Origin of the sequence: Cryobacterium sp. Y82 (genome assembly GCF_002929495.1) — a bacterium.
GTDB lineage: Bacteria > Actinomycetota > Actinomycetes > Actinomycetales > Microbacteriaceae > Cryobacterium > Cryobacterium serini.
The window spans coordinates 111988-129292 of sequence record NZ_PJJJ01000029.1 but is presented as its reverse complement, the minus strand read 5'-3'; the positions used below and the strand labels follow the sequence as shown (position 1 = coordinate 129292).

At 62.9% G+C, this 17305-nt stretch carries 15 protein-coding genes; 4 read left to right on the top strand and 11 right to left on the bottom strand.

The window, feature by feature from the left end:
* The first annotated feature begins 85 nt into the window (after positions 1-85).
* Together CXY70_RS06785 and glgB are read left to right on the top strand one after the other, a co-directional pair.
* On the top strand, positions 86-2191 hold the full coding sequence (locus CXY70_RS06785; RefSeq protein ID WP_369852094.1) for an alpha-1,4-glucan--maltose-1-phosphate maltosyltransferase: 2106 nt from the start codon (positions 86-88) through the stop codon (positions 2189-2191).
* Positions 2188-4512 carry a 1,4-alpha-glucan branching protein GlgB gene (gene glgB / locus CXY70_RS06780; RefSeq protein ID WP_104191620.1) on the top strand — a complete coding sequence of 775 codons (2325 nt, stop codon included), beginning with the start codon at positions 2188-2190 and terminating at the stop codon, positions 4510-4512. The genes CXY70_RS06785 and glgB overlap by 4 nt, the downstream gene beginning before the upstream one ends.
* A 31-nt stretch (positions 4513-4543) precedes the next feature.
* Here glgB and CXY70_RS06775 read toward each other — a convergent pair whose 3' ends face one another.
* Complete coding sequence (locus CXY70_RS06775; RefSeq protein WP_104191619.1) at positions 4544-5518, bottom strand: tetratricopeptide repeat protein; 975 nt, start codon at positions 5516-5518, stop codon at positions 4544-4546.
* Positions 5515-7344 (bottom strand): hypothetical protein, encoded by a 1830-nt coding sequence (locus tag CXY70_RS06770; RefSeq protein WP_104191618.1) that lies wholly within the window; start codon positions 7342-7344, stop codon positions 5515-5517. The genes CXY70_RS06775 and CXY70_RS06770 overlap by 4 nt, the downstream gene beginning before the upstream one ends.
* Before the next feature lie 246 nt (positions 7345-7590).
* Here CXY70_RS06770 and CXY70_RS06765 point away from each other — a divergent pair, with 246 nt between their 5' ends.
* Both CXY70_RS06765 and CXY70_RS06760 read left to right on the top strand, forming a co-directional pair.
* Positions 7591-9198: a hypothetical protein gene (locus CXY70_RS06765; protein WP_104191617.1), complete on the top strand. Its 1608-nt coding sequence runs from the start codon at positions 7591-7593 to the stop codon at positions 9196-9198.
* A 22-nt stretch (positions 9199-9220) separates the two neighbouring features.
* Entirely contained in the window at positions 9221-10270 is a 1050-nt protein-coding gene (locus tag CXY70_RS06760) for an AI-2E family transporter (protein WP_104191616.1), read from the top strand.
* Between the two features lie 18 nt (positions 10271-10288).
* On the opposite strand, the gene CXY70_RS06755 is transcribed toward CXY70_RS06760, so the two are convergent.
* The 9 genes from CXY70_RS06755 to rpsB all read right to left on the bottom strand — a co-directional run bounded on the left by CXY70_RS06755 (position 10289) and on the right by rpsB (position 17192).
* Positions 10289-11062 carry an alpha/beta fold hydrolase gene (locus CXY70_RS06755; protein WP_104191615.1) on the bottom strand — a complete coding sequence of 258 codons (774 nt, stop codon included), beginning with the start codon at positions 11060-11062 and terminating at the stop codon, positions 10289-10291.
* Positions 11059-11364 carry a hypothetical protein gene (locus CXY70_RS06750; protein ID WP_104191614.1) on the bottom strand — a complete coding sequence of 102 codons (306 nt, stop codon included), beginning with the start codon at positions 11362-11364 and terminating at the stop codon, positions 11059-11061. Before CXY70_RS06750 ends, CXY70_RS06755 begins: the two co-directional genes overlap by 4 nt.
* Before the next feature lie 62 nt (positions 11365-11426).
* Positions 11427-12089: a lytic transglycosylase domain-containing protein gene (locus CXY70_RS18325; RefSeq protein ID WP_233205784.1), complete on the bottom strand. Its 663-nt coding sequence runs from the start codon at positions 12087-12089 to the stop codon at positions 11427-11429.
* A gap of 55 nt (positions 12090-12144) precedes the next feature.
* Positions 12145-12873 (bottom strand): DivIVA domain-containing protein, encoded by a 729-nt coding sequence (locus CXY70_RS06740; RefSeq protein WP_104191613.1) that lies wholly within the window; start codon positions 12871-12873, stop codon positions 12145-12147.
* A 47-nt stretch (positions 12874-12920) separates the two neighbouring features.
* Positions 12921-13934 (bottom strand): phosphatidate cytidylyltransferase, encoded by a 1014-nt coding sequence (locus CXY70_RS06735; protein WP_104191612.1) that lies wholly within the window; start codon positions 13932-13934, stop codon positions 12921-12923.
* A gap of 11 nt (positions 13935-13945) precedes the next feature.
* On the bottom strand, positions 13946-14500 hold the full coding sequence (gene frr, locus CXY70_RS06730; RefSeq protein ID WP_104191611.1) for a ribosome recycling factor: 555 nt from the start codon (positions 14498-14500) through the stop codon (positions 13946-13948).
* Between the two features lie 30 nt (positions 14501-14530).
* A complete protein-coding gene (pyrH, locus tag CXY70_RS06725; protein WP_104191610.1) occupies positions 14531-15295 on the bottom strand; it encodes a UMP kinase in 765 nt (254 codons plus the stop codon).
* 120 nt (positions 15296-15415) lie between these two features.
* The gene (gene tsf / locus CXY70_RS06720) at positions 15416-16243 is read right to left on the bottom strand and encodes a translation elongation factor Ts (RefSeq protein WP_104191609.1); all 828 of its coding nucleotides are present in this window, start codon (positions 16241-16243) and stop codon (positions 15416-15418) included.
* A gap of 10 nt (positions 16244-16253) precedes the next feature.
* Complete coding sequence (gene rpsB, locus CXY70_RS06715) at positions 16254-17192, bottom strand: 30S ribosomal protein S2 (protein ID WP_104191608.1); 939 nt, start codon at positions 17190-17192, stop codon at positions 16254-16256.
* Positions 17193-17305 lie beyond the last annotated feature (113 nt).

The window sequence follows — 17305 nt, the reverse complement described above, 5'->3', positions numbered from 1 at the left end:
CAATACGTAACACCTCGATCGACGCGTGCGGGCACGCCCGACCGAAGGGGAGCGCCATGGCCGCCGTTCACGCTACGGTCATGGTGTGGCCAAGACAGCAGCGAAAAAGACGATCCCGCCGGCAGCATCGAGCAGTGCTCGCACGACCGTGTCCACGGATGCCGCGGCGGGGCGCCGTTTCCCTGCCGCCATTGGTCGCATCCCGGTTCTGGACCTGTCTCCGCAGCTGGGCGACAATCGCTGGCCGGTCCGCGCCTTCGTCGGCGAAGTCGTACCGTTTGGCGCGACCGCTTTTCGCGAGGGGCACGACCTCATCGGTGTCGACCTGCAACTCACGGCGCCGGATGGGAGCACGACGCGGCACCCGATGGTGCTGCAGGCCGACGGCACCGACCGCTACGGTATCGAGGCGCAGCTCGATGTCCCGGGCCACTGGCAATATCGGGTGCGCGCCTACGCCGACGACTTCGCGACCTGGGAACACAACGCGGCGATCAAGATACCGGCGGGCATCGACGTCGAGCTCATGTTCACCATCGGCGGGGCCCTCCTGACACAGGCCGGCCTCGATACGGGCCGCCCAATCGCCGCTCGTCGCTTGTTCCAGGCCGCTGCCAAGTCGCTCGCCGACACCGAAAAATCGACTACCGAGCGTTTTCTCACGGTAGCGGATGCCGCGCTGCGGCAGGTCATCGCTGCCCGCCCGCTCGCTGGCCTGGATTCACTCTCGGCCGAACGCACGATCATCGTCGAACGTGCAAAGGCCGGTGTCGGTGCCTGGTATGAGTTCTTCCCGCGCTCTGAGGGCGCAGCTCGCCGCGCCGACGGCAGCTGGAAGAGCGGAACCTTTCGCACTGCAGCCAAACGCCTGCCCGCCGTGGCCGCCATGGGATTCGACGTGCTCTATCTGCCACCGATCCACCCCATCGGGCAAGCCTTCCGCAAGGGCCCGAACAATTCGCTCACCGTCGCCCCCGGCGACCCAGGATCGCCCTGGGCGATCGGCTCGCCTGACGGCGGCCACGACGCCATCCACCCAGACCTCGGAACCGTCGCCGATTTCAGCTTTTTTCTGAAAAAAGCCGCCTCCCTCGGCATCGAACTTGCTCTCGACTTCGCCTTGCAGGCCTCCCCCGATCATCCCTGGGTGGCGGAGCACCCGGAGTGGTTCACGACCCTGCCCGACGGCACGATCGCCTTCGCGGAAAACCCGCCGAAAAAATACCAGGACATCTACCCGATCAATTTCGACAATGATCCCGCCGGTATCCGCGCCGAGGCGCTGCGACTGCTGCGCTACTGGATTAACCTCGGCGTGCGCATCTTTCGCGTGGACAACCCGCACACCAAGCCGCTCGACTTCTGGGAGTGGCTTATCGCGGAGGTCAATGCAACGGACCCCGACGTGGTGTTTCTGGCCGAGGCATTCACCCGTCCGGCCCTCATGCAGGCCCTCGGCAAGGTTGGCTTTCAGCAGTCGTACACCTACTTCACCTGGCGCAACACAAAGAGCGAGCTCGAGGAGTTTTTCGACGGTCTCGCCACCGACACTCCCGATTTTCTGCGCCCAAACCTGTTCGTGAACACTCCCGATATTCTTACCGAGTACCTGCAATTCGGCGGCCCGGCGGCGTTCAAGATTCGGGCGGCGCTCGCTGCCACGGCCGCGCCGAGCTGGGGGGTATACGCCGGTTTCGACCTGTTCGAGAACGTCGCCAGGCCCGGTGCTGAAGAGAGCATCGACAGCGAAAAGTACGAGTACCGGCCGCGTGACTGGAACAGGGCCGAGGAGCTCGGAAAGTCTCTCGCGCCGTATCTCACGCTGCTCAACCGCATCCGCTCCGAGCACCCCGCGCTGGGCCAGCTGCGCAACCTCGACATCCACTCGAGCGACGATGACGCGATCCTCGTCTACAGTAAATTTCTCGCCGCTGACTTCACCGGCACAGGTCAAGCGGATGCCCTCATCATCGTCGCCAACGTCGACCCGCATTCGGTGCGCCAAACGGTGGTGCACCTCGACGTGACCCGGTTCGGCATTGCCCGCGGCGACAACTTCGACGTGCACGATCTCGTCTCAGGCATTACCTGGACCTGGTCGTCCGATAACTTCGTGCGCCTGGACGCTTTCACCGAACCGGTGCATATTCTGCACGTCACGCCACACGATCCGGCCCGGGTCCGCCCATGAGCGGCGGCAAGAACAAAGACAAAAAACACAAGAAACACGAACTTACGAGAGCGAAGGGTCAGGGAAAGAACATCGACGGCAAGAAGGCACAGTCCCCGAAATCCGGGCCCAAGAAGATCCAGAAGCACGCCGCCCCGATCGCACCGGTGCCCGATCACGTGCTCGAGGCCGTCGCCGCCGGCCGGTATTACAACCCGCACGAAGTTCTGGGCCAGCACCTCGCGAACCACGACGGTGTGTCAGACCCGGTCGTCATCATCCGGGCACTACGTCCACTTGCCACCGAGGTGTTCGCCATTCTCGCCAATGGATCGCGAGTCGAGCTGACCCACCTCGCGCACGGCATCTGGCAGGGTGAGGACATCGTTGGACTCAGCGATTACACGATCGAGGCCCGCTATGAGAAGGCCCCGGCCTGGACCTGTGATGACCCGTACCGGTTCATCCCGACGCTCGGCGAGCTGGACCTGCACCTGATCGGTGAGGGTCGCCACGAACGGCTCTGGGACGTGCTCGGAGCCCACCACCGTCAGCATCAGGGTGTCACGGCGTCATCCACCGGCACCTCCTTCGCTGTGTGGGCGCCGCACGCCCGCGCCGCGCGGGTGATCGGCGACTTCAACGGCTGGAACGGCGTCACTCATGCAATGCGCAATATGGGAAGCACCGGAGTATGGGAGCTGTTCATTCCGGGCCTCGAACTCGGCGCCAACTACAAGTTCCAGCTGCTCGCGCAGTCCGGCGACTGGGTTGAAAAAGCCGACCCGATGGCCCGGCTTGCCGAGGTACCGCCGCAGACCGCGTCGATTGTCACCGAATCGCACTATGCGTGGTCGGATGCCGCCTGGCTCGCTAATCGCAAGGCCAACGATCCTCACAACCAGGCTATGAGCGTCTACGAGATGCACGTCGGTTCCTGGCGCCCCGGCCTTGGCTACCGTGCCCTGGCCGATGAGCTGGTCGGGTATCTGCTGGAACTGAGTTTCACACACGTGGAATTCATGCCCCTGGCCGAGCATCCGTTTGGCGGTTCCTGGGGTTACCAGGTGAGCGGCTACTACGCTCCGACCAGCCGGTTCGGTTCTCCCGACGACCTGCGCTACCTGATTGACCGGCTACACCAGGCCGGCATCGGCGTGATCATGGACTGGGTACCCGGCCACTTTCCCAAAGACGATTTTGCCCTGGCCCGCTTCGATGGCCAGGCCCTCTACGAACACGCGGACCCGCGCCGCGGAGAGCAGCTGGACTGGGGCACCTACATCTTCGATTTCGGCCAGATGCAGGTGCGCAATTTCCTGGTCGCCAACGCGCTGTACTGGCTCGAAGAATTTCACATCGACGCACTGCGCGTCGACGCCGTCGCCTCGATGCTCTATCTCGACTATTCGCGTGAGGCCGGCCAGTGGGAGCCGAATAAATACGGCGGCAACGAGAACCTTGAGGCGATCAGCCTGCTGCAGGAGATCACCGCGACCGCCTACAAACGCAATCCGGGCACCATCATGATCGCCGAGGAATCCACGAACTGGGGCGGGGTGACGGCGCCGACCAGTGGCGGCGGGCTCGGCTTCGGCTTCAAGTGGAACATGGGCTGGATGCACGACTCCCTGGAGTACATGCAGGTCGACCCGATGTACCGGTCTTACCACCACAACGACATCACCTTCTCGTTCATCTACGCCTTCAGCGAGAACTTTCTGCTGCCAATCAGTCACGACGAGGTCGTGCACGGGAAGGGTGCCCTGGTATCGAAGATGCCCGGTGATTCCTGGCAGCAGCTCGCCAACGTGCGCGCGTACCTCTCCTTCATGTGGGCGCACCCGGGCAAGCAACTCTTGTTCATGGGAAGCGAGTTCGGTCAGCGCTCGGAGTGGAGCGAAGAGCGCGGACTGGACTGGTGGATGCTCGACCAGCCGGCGCACCGCGGCCTGTTCAACCTGGTGGCCCAGCTCAACCGGGTCTACCGCGACAATGCGAGCCTGTGGAGCCGCGACAATGACCCGGGCGGCTTCGAGCTCCTCGACGGCGGTGCTGCAGGCCAAAATGTCGTGTCATTTCTGCGCTGGGACAACCACGGCGTTCCCGTCGCCTGCTTCTTCAACTTCGCCGGACAACCACACACCGACTACCGAGTCGGCCTGCCGTTCGCCGGGGAGTGGGAGGAGATTCTCAACACGGATGCCGGCGACTTCGGTGGGTCGGGCGTGGGAAACCAGGGCGCAGTCGAGGCCTACAACGAGCCGTGGGCCGGTCGCCCGGCATCGGCCACCCTGACCCTGCCCCCCCTCGCCGGCCTCTGGTTGCGCCTTCGCCGCTAGGCGCATCCCGCTCGGGCGCACACGGTGGAAATCAGTACAGAAGAGCAGTGAGCCGCGAACGGGTGGGGGGAACCCGTGGGTCGTCCTGACCGACGACCTCAAACAGCTCAAGAAGGCGCTCGCGGATCGTGTTGCGGCCTGCGGCGGGCTGGGCCGGGAAGAGTCCCAGCAGGCGATCAAAGGCATCCTCGATGTGACCCCCGGATAAGTCGAGGTCGGCGACCAGCAATTGTGCGTCGAGATCGTCGGGGGCGGATGCCGCGCCGTTGCGAATCTGGTCGATGGTCTTGCCCTGCAGCCTGGCCAGCAGACTGACCTGAGCCAGGCCGGCAACGGCCATCGTGTCGTTCGGGTTTTGCGCCAGTGCGGTGCGGTACTCACTCTGAGCGGTGGCATAGTCGCCGGCTTCGATCGCCGTGTAGGCCTCCAGGTGGTGCGGCGGCAGGGGCTCGGGGACCGCGGCGACGGGTTCGACGTCCGCGTCTGCGGCCTCGGCCACACCCGTCACACCCTGCTGCGCTGCGAGCTCCAGAACACGACCGAGCACCTCGCTGATCTGCTCTTCACCGAGCGGACCGTTGAAAAGCTGCACTGGCTGACCGGTGATGACGGCGGCGACCGTCGGCACGGACTGGGCCTGGAATGCCTGGGTGAGCTGCGGATTCGCCTCGATGTCGACGCGGGCCAACACGAACTTGCCGGCGAAACCCAGAACGATTTTTTCCAATACGACCATGAGCTGCGTGGAGGGTTCACTCCAGGATGCCCATAGCCCCACGATCACGGGAACGCGGGAAGACAACTCGAGCAGTTCACCAAAGTTGGCGTCGGTACCGTCGAGAACAAGGCTCGGAAGGGTGACTGCGCCGGAGGGTGCAGCAGCCGCGCCGGCCACGGGCGCGCCACTGCTGGCCGCCGGGGTCGTACCCGCCGGGGCACGGTTCACGAGCGAGGAAAGGTCGACCGCTCCGCGCAGGTTCGATCCGAGAGGGGGCATATTCGTCATGGGAGCTCCGCTGATGTGATGAGGCCCTGGGCAAAGCCCAGAAGCACGATTTTGTCGCTAGAACCGGCCGTGGGTACGTAGAACAGCAGTTGGTCGCGGTAGGTGTTTTGAAAGCCCTTGGCCGTGGTGGTGATGCCGGAGAGCGCCTTCGTGGCAAGGGCATCGGCGGCCGGGCCCACCGTGGCCCCGGCATCGACCGGTTTGACCGTTTCCGTCTCTGTCATACTCACCGCTACGATGCTGCCAGAGTCGTTGGTCGCCAAAGCTACGGCCTCGTCGGTGCCGGCAGCCGCCGCGAATTCGATCGAAGCGGTCGACGGCAAAGCGGCGATCTTCGCCGCGTTCAGGTCAGCAACCTGAACGCGAAAATTATCCCCCTCGCTCTCGAACAGTCCAAATGAGGGGCTCGCCTCGCCCTGCAACAGGATGTCGGCATACGCTGCGGCCAATTCGTCCGGCGGCAGCAACAACAACTTGTTGTCGGGAGCGATGGCGGGGGCACCGACGATGGCCGGCGCCACCTTGGGAACATGCGCCGACTGCTCTAGCGCGAACAGATACTCCACTTGATAATTTGTGCGGGGCGATTCCTGCTTGAGGATGACCGCCATGGTCGGGATGCTGGGATCGTTTTCGTCTTGAATGACCGTCATGACAACACGAGGCCAGGAATTCGTCTGCTGCGGCAGTGTAAACGTGAGTGGTGCACCAGCCAGAGCAATCAGCGGGGCTACTGCCGGATCGACGGCACGAATCTTGTAGTTGGCCAGTCGTTGTTCCAGGGCCGGGCCGGTGAACCTTGTCGCAATAGTCTCAGCGTTCAGGCTCGTATCGGCGTCCGCGCTGAGCAACGAGATCTCGGTCATGATCGTTTCCAGCTGGGAGACTGTGACGGCTGGCGGCGGCAGCTCGGCGGCAGCCTCGACGGAATCGGTGGGCTGAGGCGTCGGTGTTGACGTCGCGGTGGTCGTGCTAACCGTGCTGAAATCGGGCCACAGGTCGGCCGAACAGCCGCTCAGCGCGAGGCCGGACACCACGATCATGGGAAGAATGGCCACCCGGCGGGCGATCCCCCGCCGCGAAGTCGTGATCTGACTGGCCTTAATGGCCTTTGGACGTGGTGCGCGCGGCAAACGCGGCATGCGAGGACCGCGGGGGACATTGCGACGCGGCCTGCGAGAGCGACGCAGATGCAGCAGGGCCAGTACGTACAACACCAGGCCGGCCAACAAAAGCAAGGCACCACCAGCAAGCAACGGGCCCGCCCACGGAGTGGAATTGTCGGACGCCCACGACAAACGGATGCTGGCCGGTGCCGGTTCGATCCCGTCCGACGCGACGAGCACCGAAATACCCTCTGGCAGGGTCAGCGTGGTCGTCACAGACTTCGTGCCGATGTACTCCTCGAGCCACAGGTCTGAGCCGGCCGGATTCACGATCGCGGCGGTGGTATCCGCTGTGGGGGCATCACCCGCGGTTCCCTTGCCATCATCGGCGGCTACGGCGTCGGTGACGGTGGAGGTGAGCTCGCCCGTTTTCTCGCTGAGGCCGACAGTGGCATACGCGTCGTCCGCTATCCAGGCCGCGACGTCTTCCGAACGCCCGTAGGCGAGGAAGATCGGGCCATCTCCGCGCACGTTGATTGTCTGGCTGCCCGTCGACGCTGCCAGCGCGCTCGGATCTATCACGGTGTATTTCGTGTCGCCGGTGGCGGAAGAGGTCAGGGACGTAAATGCAGGATCAAGGAGAACGGTTCGCTGTGCAATGCCGAGAACGATCATCACCGCAGCAAGCACGAAGGCCACAATGGCAAGAACAAAACGCACGTATCACCCTTCAGCTTGCGGCTGGTTTGGTACTGTTCAGTCACTTTGGCTGACTCCTATGCCTGAAAGCGCTCAGACACAGACCTTTTACGTTACTGCCTTCTCCTGAGAGGTGCCTAATAGCGCCAGAGACCACACCGTCGAATGGGAGGGGACTCGCGGTGGTGCCAGCACACTAAAATTGGGGGTGTTCCCCGTCATGCATGATCCATCGAGGGCCGGGGCCCCATTTGTGAGGAGTAATACGTGTCTGACGACGAAGCTGATTTCACCCAGGTATTTCGCGGCTACGACAAGGATGAAGTCGCCAAGGCCATCCAGTCCCTGCGTCGCGAACTGATTCAGGCCAACACTCAAAACGCCGAGGCCGGCCGCGAGGTCAAACGGCTGACGGTGCGCATTGACGATCTCAACGCTGAGATCGAAGAAGTTGGCAGCCCCACCTTCTCCGGCCTCGGGACCAAACTGGAGAATACCCTTCGCGTCGCAGAAGAGCAGTCCACCCGAGTCATCGCCCAGGCCGATATCGACGCCGAAAAGCTGCGCGCTGCAACAACCGACGAGGTGCAGCTGCTTCGCCACAATGCCCTCGAGCAGGCCGAACGCACCCTGTCCGATGCCGCCGTCAAAGCACGTCGGGTACTCGATGACGTACGAGTAGAAGCTGATGACGTGCGCGCCCGCGCCCAGGACGACCAGGCACAGGTCGTCCAGGATGCAGTGCGCGATGCCTCGCTGATTCGGGGCGCTGTCGCCACCGAGGCTGCCGAAGCGCGGGCAACGGTCAAGCGTGAGGTGTCGGCCATCCGCTCTGAAGCCGATCGTGAGGCAGCAGAAGTGCGTGTGGTGGCCCAACGGGAAGCTACCGAGGCTCGTGAGATCGCGGCGGGGCTCACCCACGAAACCGAACTCACCCGCGCCGAAGTGGCCTTGGAACTCGATCAGCAGCGCGCTGACCTGCAGCGCGAAACGGAACAGGCCCGCGTCGATCTGGCCGCCGAGACGGAGCAGGCCAGGGTCGATCTTTCCCGGGAATCCGAGCAGGGGCGGCTGGCCGGCGCTCACGAGGCAGACCAGGCGCGCACCTTGCTCGCCGCCGAGGTCGAGCAAGGGCGAATCGATCTGGCCCGCGAGATCGAACAGGCACACGCGGTGACAGAGGTGGAACGAGAGCAGGCCCAGACCGATCTTGCTCGCGAGCTCGATCGCAAACGCGCTGCTCTGGCCCGCGAGATCGAGCAAGGCCGCGCTGCCCTCGCCGCCGAAGTTGAGCAGGCCGCCGCTGACCTGGCTCGGGAGAACCAGCAGGGCCGCATCGACGCCGAAGCCGAGGCCGAGCAGGCTCGCATCGATCTGGAGAACCACCTCACCGCCACGCGCAAGAAGGGTGAGCACGAGGCGAGCCGCCTGGCCAGGGAGATCGATCAGGCGCGAGCCGACTTCGACGTCGAGCTAAAAGCCCGTCGTGATGAGGCCGAGCAGGGGCACCTCACCCGGCACCAGGAGGCCGTGGCGCAGACTCAGAAGTTTCAACTGGATGCCGCCAGGCAGCTTACGGAGACGAGCGAGCGCACGACCGAGCTGCGCACCCTCAACGAGCAACTCGATGCCGGCGCCCGCGAGGAGGCCAAGGCAAACAAGGAACTTGCCGAAGAGAACGCCGCAGGCATTCTCAGGGACGCGCACACCACCGCTACTGCTCTGGTGACCGACGCCACAACACGCTCACGCAGCCTCGTGGCAGATGCCGAAGACCGGCTGTCCCAGATTAGAATTGAGCGCGACGCCGTGGCCGGGTACTTTGAAAGTTTGCGCAGCGTTTTGACCCAGGCAGAACGGGTCGCAGCCGAGTAATTCCCCCTCCTGGAGCCGTCACGTGAAAATACTAAATGCCTTCCGGTTTGGACTCGTCGGAACATTGGGTGTTGGGCTGGGCTTACTGATCATCACCTCGGTAATCACCCTGCAGACGATCATCATCTACGTCGGGGCCGCGCTCTTCATCGCGCTCGGCCTCGACCCGGCCGTGTCCTGGCTGGAGAAGAAGAAGTTTCCGCGTTGGGCGGCGATTCTGACCGTGGTCGCAGCGGTGCTCAGTGTTCTGACCGGCGTTATATTCGCGATCGTGCCGATCATCGTTGGCCAGGTATCCAAGCTGTCCAAGCTCGTTCCGGAACTGGTGCGGGGGGTGAACACCTCGACCTTTCTGGACGATCTGAAAAAACAGTTCCCCGGTCTCAACGTCGACGAAATCACGAAGACCATCACCGATTTTCTCGGCGGCAACCTCACCAACATTACGACGACGGTCGTTCAGTCTGGCCTCGCCATTGTCAACGGTCTTTTCGGCGGCCTCATCATCCTCATTCTCACGCTGTACTTCACGGCCTCGCTGAACGGCATGAAACGCGCCACCTATCAGCTGGTTCCCGCATCCAAGCGGGAGCGCTTTACCGATATCAGTGAGCAGATCACCACGGCCGTCGGTCGCTACATCGTGGGGCAGGCCGCGCTGGCCTCGGTCAATGGCGTGCTGAGCTTCATTTTTCTCTCGATCATCGGAGCTCCGTTTCCGGCGCTGCTCGCCTTCATCGCCTTCCTGCTGTCGCTGATTCCGCTCATTGGTACGATTTCGGGTTCGGTCATCATCGTGCTGACCTGCCTGATTCCCGAAATCGGCAGCTCGCCGCAGACAGCGCTGGCCGCAGCGATCTATTACCTTATTTATATGCAGGTAGAGGCGTATGTGCTCAGTCCGAAGATCATGAACCGGGCCGTGTCGATCCCGGGCGTTGTTGTCGTGATCGCTGCTTTGGCCGGGGGTAACCTGCTCGGCATCCTCGGCGCGCTGATCGCCATCCCGGTCGCAGCTTCAATCATCCTGATCGTCAAACAGGTCGTCATCCCCCGCCAGAACGAACTCTGAAGCCGTACCTCGACACGTTCAAGAAGCGTTGCGCAGACCGGTGGTCCACTCCGTCGGCAGGGGCAGCGCGCCCGGGTTGACGGTAGCAACAATCTCGCTGAGGACTCGGCGGGTCAAGGTCTCGCCAACCCACAAGTGTTTACCGCCCTCAACGGCGACAAAGCGAAGATCGGGCACGCTGGCAAACCGCAAGCGGGCGGCATCCGGCCTGAGGTAATCGTCGAATTCGGGGATCACAGCTACCAATTCACGTTCGTTCTCCGCCCACGCCGCCAGCTCTTCGTTGGTCGTGCGGTGCAGTGGGGGTGACAACAGGATGGCGCCACGAATGGGATGCTCCAGGCCGTATTTCAGGGCCAGTTCGGTGCCGAATGACCAGCCGACCAGCCACGGGTTGGGCAGGTGACGCGCTGCGACGAGCGCCATCGCCGCGGCGACATCGGCTCGTTCGGTCAGTCCGTGACCGAAGATTCCGTCGCTCGTACCGCGCGGCGATGCCGTACCCCGGGTGTTGAACCGCAGCACGGCCAAATCGGCCATGGCGGGCAGCCGGTTCGCCGCCTTCCGAAGAATGTGCGAGTCCATGAAACCGCCCGCGGTGGGCAGCGGATGCAGCGTAACGAGCGTCGCGACCGGTGCCCTACCGACCGGGGTGGCCAGTTCGCCCACCAGGGTGAGGCCGTCGCTCGTGTGCAACTCGACGCGTTCGACGGTGGCTGGCAGTTCGATGCCGCCACGAATGTCAACCGACACGGTCGCTGGTTCTCCTGACCTCTCGGAATCGTTGGTCACTTAATCTTCCAACAGTGGGTGTGCCAGTGCCGCCGATTGGCGAGGTCGGCATCGTCACCGAGCACCCCATCGCCGCGCCAGGTGACGATGTGCGCGATTCCAGGGACAATGCCTTGGGTGCATCCGGGACACAGGTAGGACTTGATTGCCTGTTTGGCGGGAACCGGTTGAACATGCCAGAGACCGTCACGCCGAACTTCGCTGCGACGCCACCCCGCGAGCAGATGATTCAGGCCAATGTCTGCCTCGTCGTCGCCCGATGGCTGGGCCTTGCGGCCTCGGGGTCGATTGCTGCGCGCCATGCTTCCAGTCTAAAGTGCGGGCCTGATGCCGAACACCAAAGGCTCGGTACGCCGGAGCGCGCCTAGTACCAGCCCGAAGCCTGGGACTTCTCCCAAGCGCCACACGGCGTGCCGTAACGGCCCGTGATATACCCAAGACCCCACTCAATTTGGGTACCAGCGTTCGTGGCCCAGTCGTCGCCGGCGCTAGCCATCTTGGAGCCGGGCAGGGCCTGCGGAATACCATAGGCACCACTCGAACCGTTCTGAGCGCTCACATTCCAGCGTGACTCTTTCTGCCAGAGCGAAACCAGGCAGTTGTATTGGTCTTCGCCCCAGCCACGACCGGCAACAGCGTCGTAGGCGTACGCCTGGGCCGAGCCGGGATCCGGCACGGCAGCCGATGGAGCGCTGAAGCTCTGGGTCTTCTTTTCAACCGCAACCACGATGGGCACCGGTTTGGGCTTTTCGGTGACGGCATAGCCGTCACGACTGATGGTATTCGTGTAGCCGCCGGCAACGAGAACGGCCTGAGCGGGCCCGTCGTCGGTCGAGCTGCCAGCTATTTGAAAGTATGGAGACGCCGTAGCGCCCGAGTAGGGGTCAACGACGGTGACGAGAACGAACGCGCAGGCGGCGGTGAACCCAAAAAGAAAGTGAGCCGGCTTGACCCGGGAACGAGTTCGACGAACAGTCGGCCGTACCGCGGCCGGGACAGTGTCGATTAGCTTCAGATGCCTACCCATTACTACTCGACCTTAGCCGACATATTTGATGACAGCCAAGTAGCGACAACCAAAATCAGCGGACCGCGAGCATGACGTCCACAACGCTGTCCAGCACGAGGTCCACCTGCGCTTCCCGGTATCCTCCCCGTTCAGGCCGAAAAACGGCCGTCCGTACCTCATCGACCGTGAAATCACGACCGTCGTGGAAATACTTCACCAATTTATTGGCGAGACGGTCGACGTCCACTCGTTTATAGCCGACGGCCAGAACGCTCGTGCGCGTGAAGCGGTAACCTGGGGGGCGGCTCAGCCGAGCGACGATCACCTCGGCGGTGCCCTCAGCGTCAACCATCCACGCCTGCTCTCCCCCAGCTCGGGTCGCTTGATCGCGTTCTCGAGCGGCAAATGCGTCTTCAAGCCGTTCCAGTGCCGCATCAACCTGGTCGGGTGAGTATCCGCCCTTGTGCATTGAGAAAGCGGTGTGACGGATCCCCTCGGCCGTCAAGCTCGCATCGGTGCCGGTGTCTTCCGCCTCGGCCTGCTTTGCGACCAGCGTGTGGATGGCCTCGGCTCCGTTTGCGGCGCCCGACTCGTCGCCCGTGGTCGGCGGCAGCGTGGTTTCAGTCTCGGTACCGGCGGCGATCTCGTTTACGGATTCCACAGCATCGGTATCAGCATCGAGTTCGTCGTCGTGGAGGTCAGGCTGGTCGTAGGCGCGCCGGGCCGCAGCCAAAAACGCATCGACCTGGGTGACGTTGTAGCCGAGGGACTTCTTGCCCACTCGCGAAAATATGGTGCTCATACCCTCATTGTCTCGTACCAGGTTCGCGGGGGAAGAATCGGTTGCGCTCACGCAAAGACCAGATAGAGGGCGTAGGCGGCAGCGGCCGATGGCAGAATCGAGTCGAGCCGGTCCAGAAAACCGCCGTGCCCGGGCAACCACGAACTCATGTCCTTGATACCTAGGTCGCGTTTAATAAGCGATTCGGCCAGGTCGCCAAAGGTCGCGGTGAGCAGAATGACCGCCCCGAAGACCAGACCAAACCACCAGGGCTGGTCGAGCATAAAAATTGAGAGGAGCACGCCGGCGATCATGCAGATCAGTCCGGCGCCAACAAAACCCTCCCACGTCTTCTTCGGGCTGATCGAGGGCGCCAGCGGATGCTTACCGAAGTTCAGACCGCTGACGTACGCACCGGTGTCGGCAGAAATGACCAGGATCAAGAAGGCGAGCGTCCACCACTGCCCGTGGTCCTGGGCGACAAGCAACACGGCGAAACTCGCGAGAAAGACGACGTAGACCTGAATTAGAATGCCACCGCCGACGTCGCCGACGAGGGAACGGGCACTGGCGCGGTGCGACGGAATCACGGTCAGGGCCAAACGCCACAGTGCGATTAGTGCGATGCCGCCGAGCATGACGAGCCATTGGCCGGTTGCCCCGCCGTAGAACGCAGCCGGAACGATGGCGACCGCCGAAATGATCACGGGGATGCGCGGCACGTTGCGTCCGGCGCGTCGCAGGGCCTGTGCCAGTTCGAACGCACAGAATCCGACGATCACGACCGCGAAGATCATGAAGAGCTGTTTGATGATGATGAGGCTGAGCAGCATTGAGCCGCCGAGCACAAGTCCGATCAGGATGGCCAGAATGAGGTTGCGCCCGGTGCGCGCTGCGATGCGTTCGTTCGTTGCATCGAGTTGAGCCCGGGTGGCCTGCACCTGGCGTTCAAAATCGGCCTTAGTGGTCTGCACCTGACGCTCGAAATCTGCGCGTGTCGTTTTCACCTGCGCCCGAAACTCGGCGCGACTGACACCGCGACCGCGTTTGTGCGGCTGGCCGTTTTCCGGTTTCTCGGTCATCTAAACGCTTCCTAGATCTCGAGGAGTTCGGCTTCCTTGCGCTTGAACGCGTCGTCGATGCCGTCCACGTGGTTTTTGGTGATCAGCTCGAGCTCTTTCTCGGCGCGACCGACCTCGTCGTCGCCGACCTCGCTCTTGAGCGCATCGAGCTCGTCCTTGGCCTTGCGGCGAATGTTGCGCACTGAAATGCGGGCATCCTCCGCCTTGGCCTTGACGATCTTCACAAATTCCTTGCGGCGTTCCGTGGTGAGTTCGGGCAGCGTGGCCCGGATAGTGGTGCCGTCGTTGCCGACGTTGGCGCCCAGATTCGGAGTGTCGCGGATGGCGATCTCAATGTCGCGCAGCGCTTGCTTATCGTAGGGACCGATCAACATTGTGCGCGCTTCCTGGTTTTGCAGGGATGCGAGTTGTTCCAGCGGGGTCAGTGTGCCGTAGTAGCTCACCAGAATTTTCGCGAACATTTGCGGGTTGGCGCGCCCGGTCCGCACGGTGCCAAAATCGTCTTTGGCGGCCTCGAGGGCCCGGTTCATGCGCGCAGTGGCGTCGGAAAGAACATCCGCGATCACGGTGACTCCTTTATTGGTGGTGGAACAATTCTAGTTGGAGACGCGAGTGCCCAGATCGGTGCCCAGGATAGCTGCGGTGACGTTGCCTTCTGGTGCCATACCGAAGACCTGCATGGGCATGTGGTTGTCCATGCACAGGCTGAACGCGGTGGAGTCGACCACTTTGAGGCCGCGCTGCAGGGCCTCCAGATAAGTGATGTGGTGGATTTTCTGGGCGTCGGGATTCGTTCGGGGGTCGTCGGAATAGACGCCGTCCACGCCGTTCTTGGCCACGAGCACAACGTCGGCGTCGATTTCGAGGGCGCGCTGCGCGGCAACGGTGTCGGTGGAAAAGTAGGGCAGTCCGGCGCCGGCGCCGAAAATGACGACGCGACCCTTCTCCAAGTGACGTTCGGCACGCCGCGGAATGTACAGCTCGGCAACCTGGGTCATTGAGATGGCAGACTGCACGCGGGTTTCTGCCCCAGCCTGTTCCAGAAAGTCCTGCAGGGCGAGGGCGTTCATGACTGTGCCGAGCATGCCCATGTAGTCGGCGCGTCCGCGGTCCATGCCGCGCTGGGAAAGCTCGGCGCCTCGAAAGAAGTTGCCACCGCCGACGACGATGGCCACTTCGACCTGCTTGGCGCCCTCGGCGATCTCCCGGGCCAGCGAGCTGACGACATCGGGATTCACACCTACGGCGCCGCCACCGAAGGCTTCACCGGACAGTTTAAGGAGCACCCGTCGCTTCTTGACGACCGCGCTGGGATTTAGTGGGCTGGTGTGGGGCGTGGGCGTGCTGGCCGTGTCAGTCATGTCGTGCGGGGCCTTCCGAGAGGGGGTGAAACCAAACTACCAAGTGCGGGCGTGTACCCACACGGAGCACACAAAACGGAGGCCGGATCGCTTTCGCAATCCGGCCTCCGTCATTTTGTGTTAGGCGCCGACCTTGAACCGGGCGAAGCCCGACACGGTCAGTTTTGCATCATCCAAAACCTTGGCGACGGACAACTTGTTGTCCTTGGCGTAGTCCTGTTCGAGCAGGGCGACCTGCTTGAGGTACGCCTTGACGCGTCCCTCAACGATCTTGGGCAGTGCCGCTTCCGGCTTGCCCTCGTTCTTGGAGATCTCCGTGACGATCTTGCGCTCGGTCTCCACGAGGTCAGCCGGAACATCGCTCGCCGCGAGGTACTCGGGGTTAGCGAACGAAATGTGCTGGGCCACGCTGCGCGCGGTTTCAACGTCGGAACCGGAGAAGCCGAGAACAACGCCGACCTGCGGGGGTAGGTCTTTGCTGGTCTTGTGCAGGTAGATCGAGAACAACTCGCCGGTGACGGCGGCAACACGGCGAAGTTCGAACTTCTCGCCGATGATTGCCGCTTCGCCATCAATGAGCTCGGCGACGGTCTGGCTACCAGCCGTGGCGGCCAGACCGGCCTCAACCGTGGTCGCGCCAGCGGCGGCGATTGCGTCGAGAACCTTATCGGCTAGAACGACGAACTTGTCGCCCTTGGCAACGAAGTCGGTCTCGCAGGCCAGTTCGATCATGTACGCGGTCGTGCCGATTTCCTTGGCAGCGACGAGTCCCTCAGAGGTGGAACGGTCAGCGCGCTTGGCGTTGCCCTTGGCACCCTTGAGACGCAGGATCTCGATGGCCTTGTCCATGTCGCCGTCGGCTTCAACGAGGGCATTCTTGGTGTCGACCATTCCCGTGCCGAGGTTCTCGCGAAGAGCCTTGACGTTTTCGAGTGTGAAGTTTGCCATACCGGGTTCCTTACTTGGTCTCTTCGGCGACAATGGTGGGCTCGTCAGCGACGGCAGCCAGTACGGCTGCTACGTCGCTGTCGGCGACAGCGTCGGCGATGGTGGGCTCTGCAACGACGGCCTCGTCAGCTGCGACGGTAGCGTCGGCAACCTTCTCGGTTTCGGCGGAAGACTGCGCTGGGGTGGTCTCGGCGTCGGAGGCCTGGAGCAATTCAGCTTCCCACGCGGCGAGGGGCTCAACTTCAGCCTCCGGCTTGGCGTGGCGCTGGATGAGGCCCTCGGCTGCGGCGTCCGCGATGATGCGGGTCAACAGGCCAACGGAGCGGATGGCGTCGTCGTTGCCCGGGATCGGGTACTGCACGTCGTCGGGGTCGCAGTTGGTATCGAGGATGGCGATGACGGGGATTCCGAGCTTGCGCGCCTCGTCAATGGCGAGGTGCTCCTTGTTGGTGTCAACGACCCACAGCGCAGACGGGGTCTTCGTGAGGTTGCGGATTCCGCCAAGGCTCTTGTGCAGCTTGACGAGCTCGCGCTTCTTGATGAGCATTTCCTTCTTCGTGAAACCGCTCTTGGCGGTGTCGTCGAAGTCGAGCTCTTCGAGCTCTTTCATGCGGGCCAGGCGCTTGGAGACGGTCTGGAAGTTGGTGAGAAGTCCACCGAGCCAGCGCTGGTTGACGTAGGGCTGGCCGACGCGCTGCGCCTGCTCTGAGATGGATTCCTGGGCCTGCTTCTTGGTGCCGACGAAGAGGATGGTGCCGCCGTGGGCGACCGTCTCCTTGACGAAGTCATAAGCCTTGTCAACAAACCCGAGCGACTGCTGCAGGTCGATGATGTAGATGCCGGAACGCTCGGTGAAGATGAAGCGCTTCATCTTCGGGTTCCAACGGCGGGTCTGGTGCCCGAAGTGCACGCCGCTGTCGAGCAGCTGGCGGATGGTTACGACGGCCATGTGCCGTACTCCTGTTCTGATGCGGGCTCGAAAGCCACACCAATCGGTTTGTGTAACGATCGGTCGATCGCTACTCCTGGTGCCCGGCACACGTCCGACCTGTTCACGCAAGT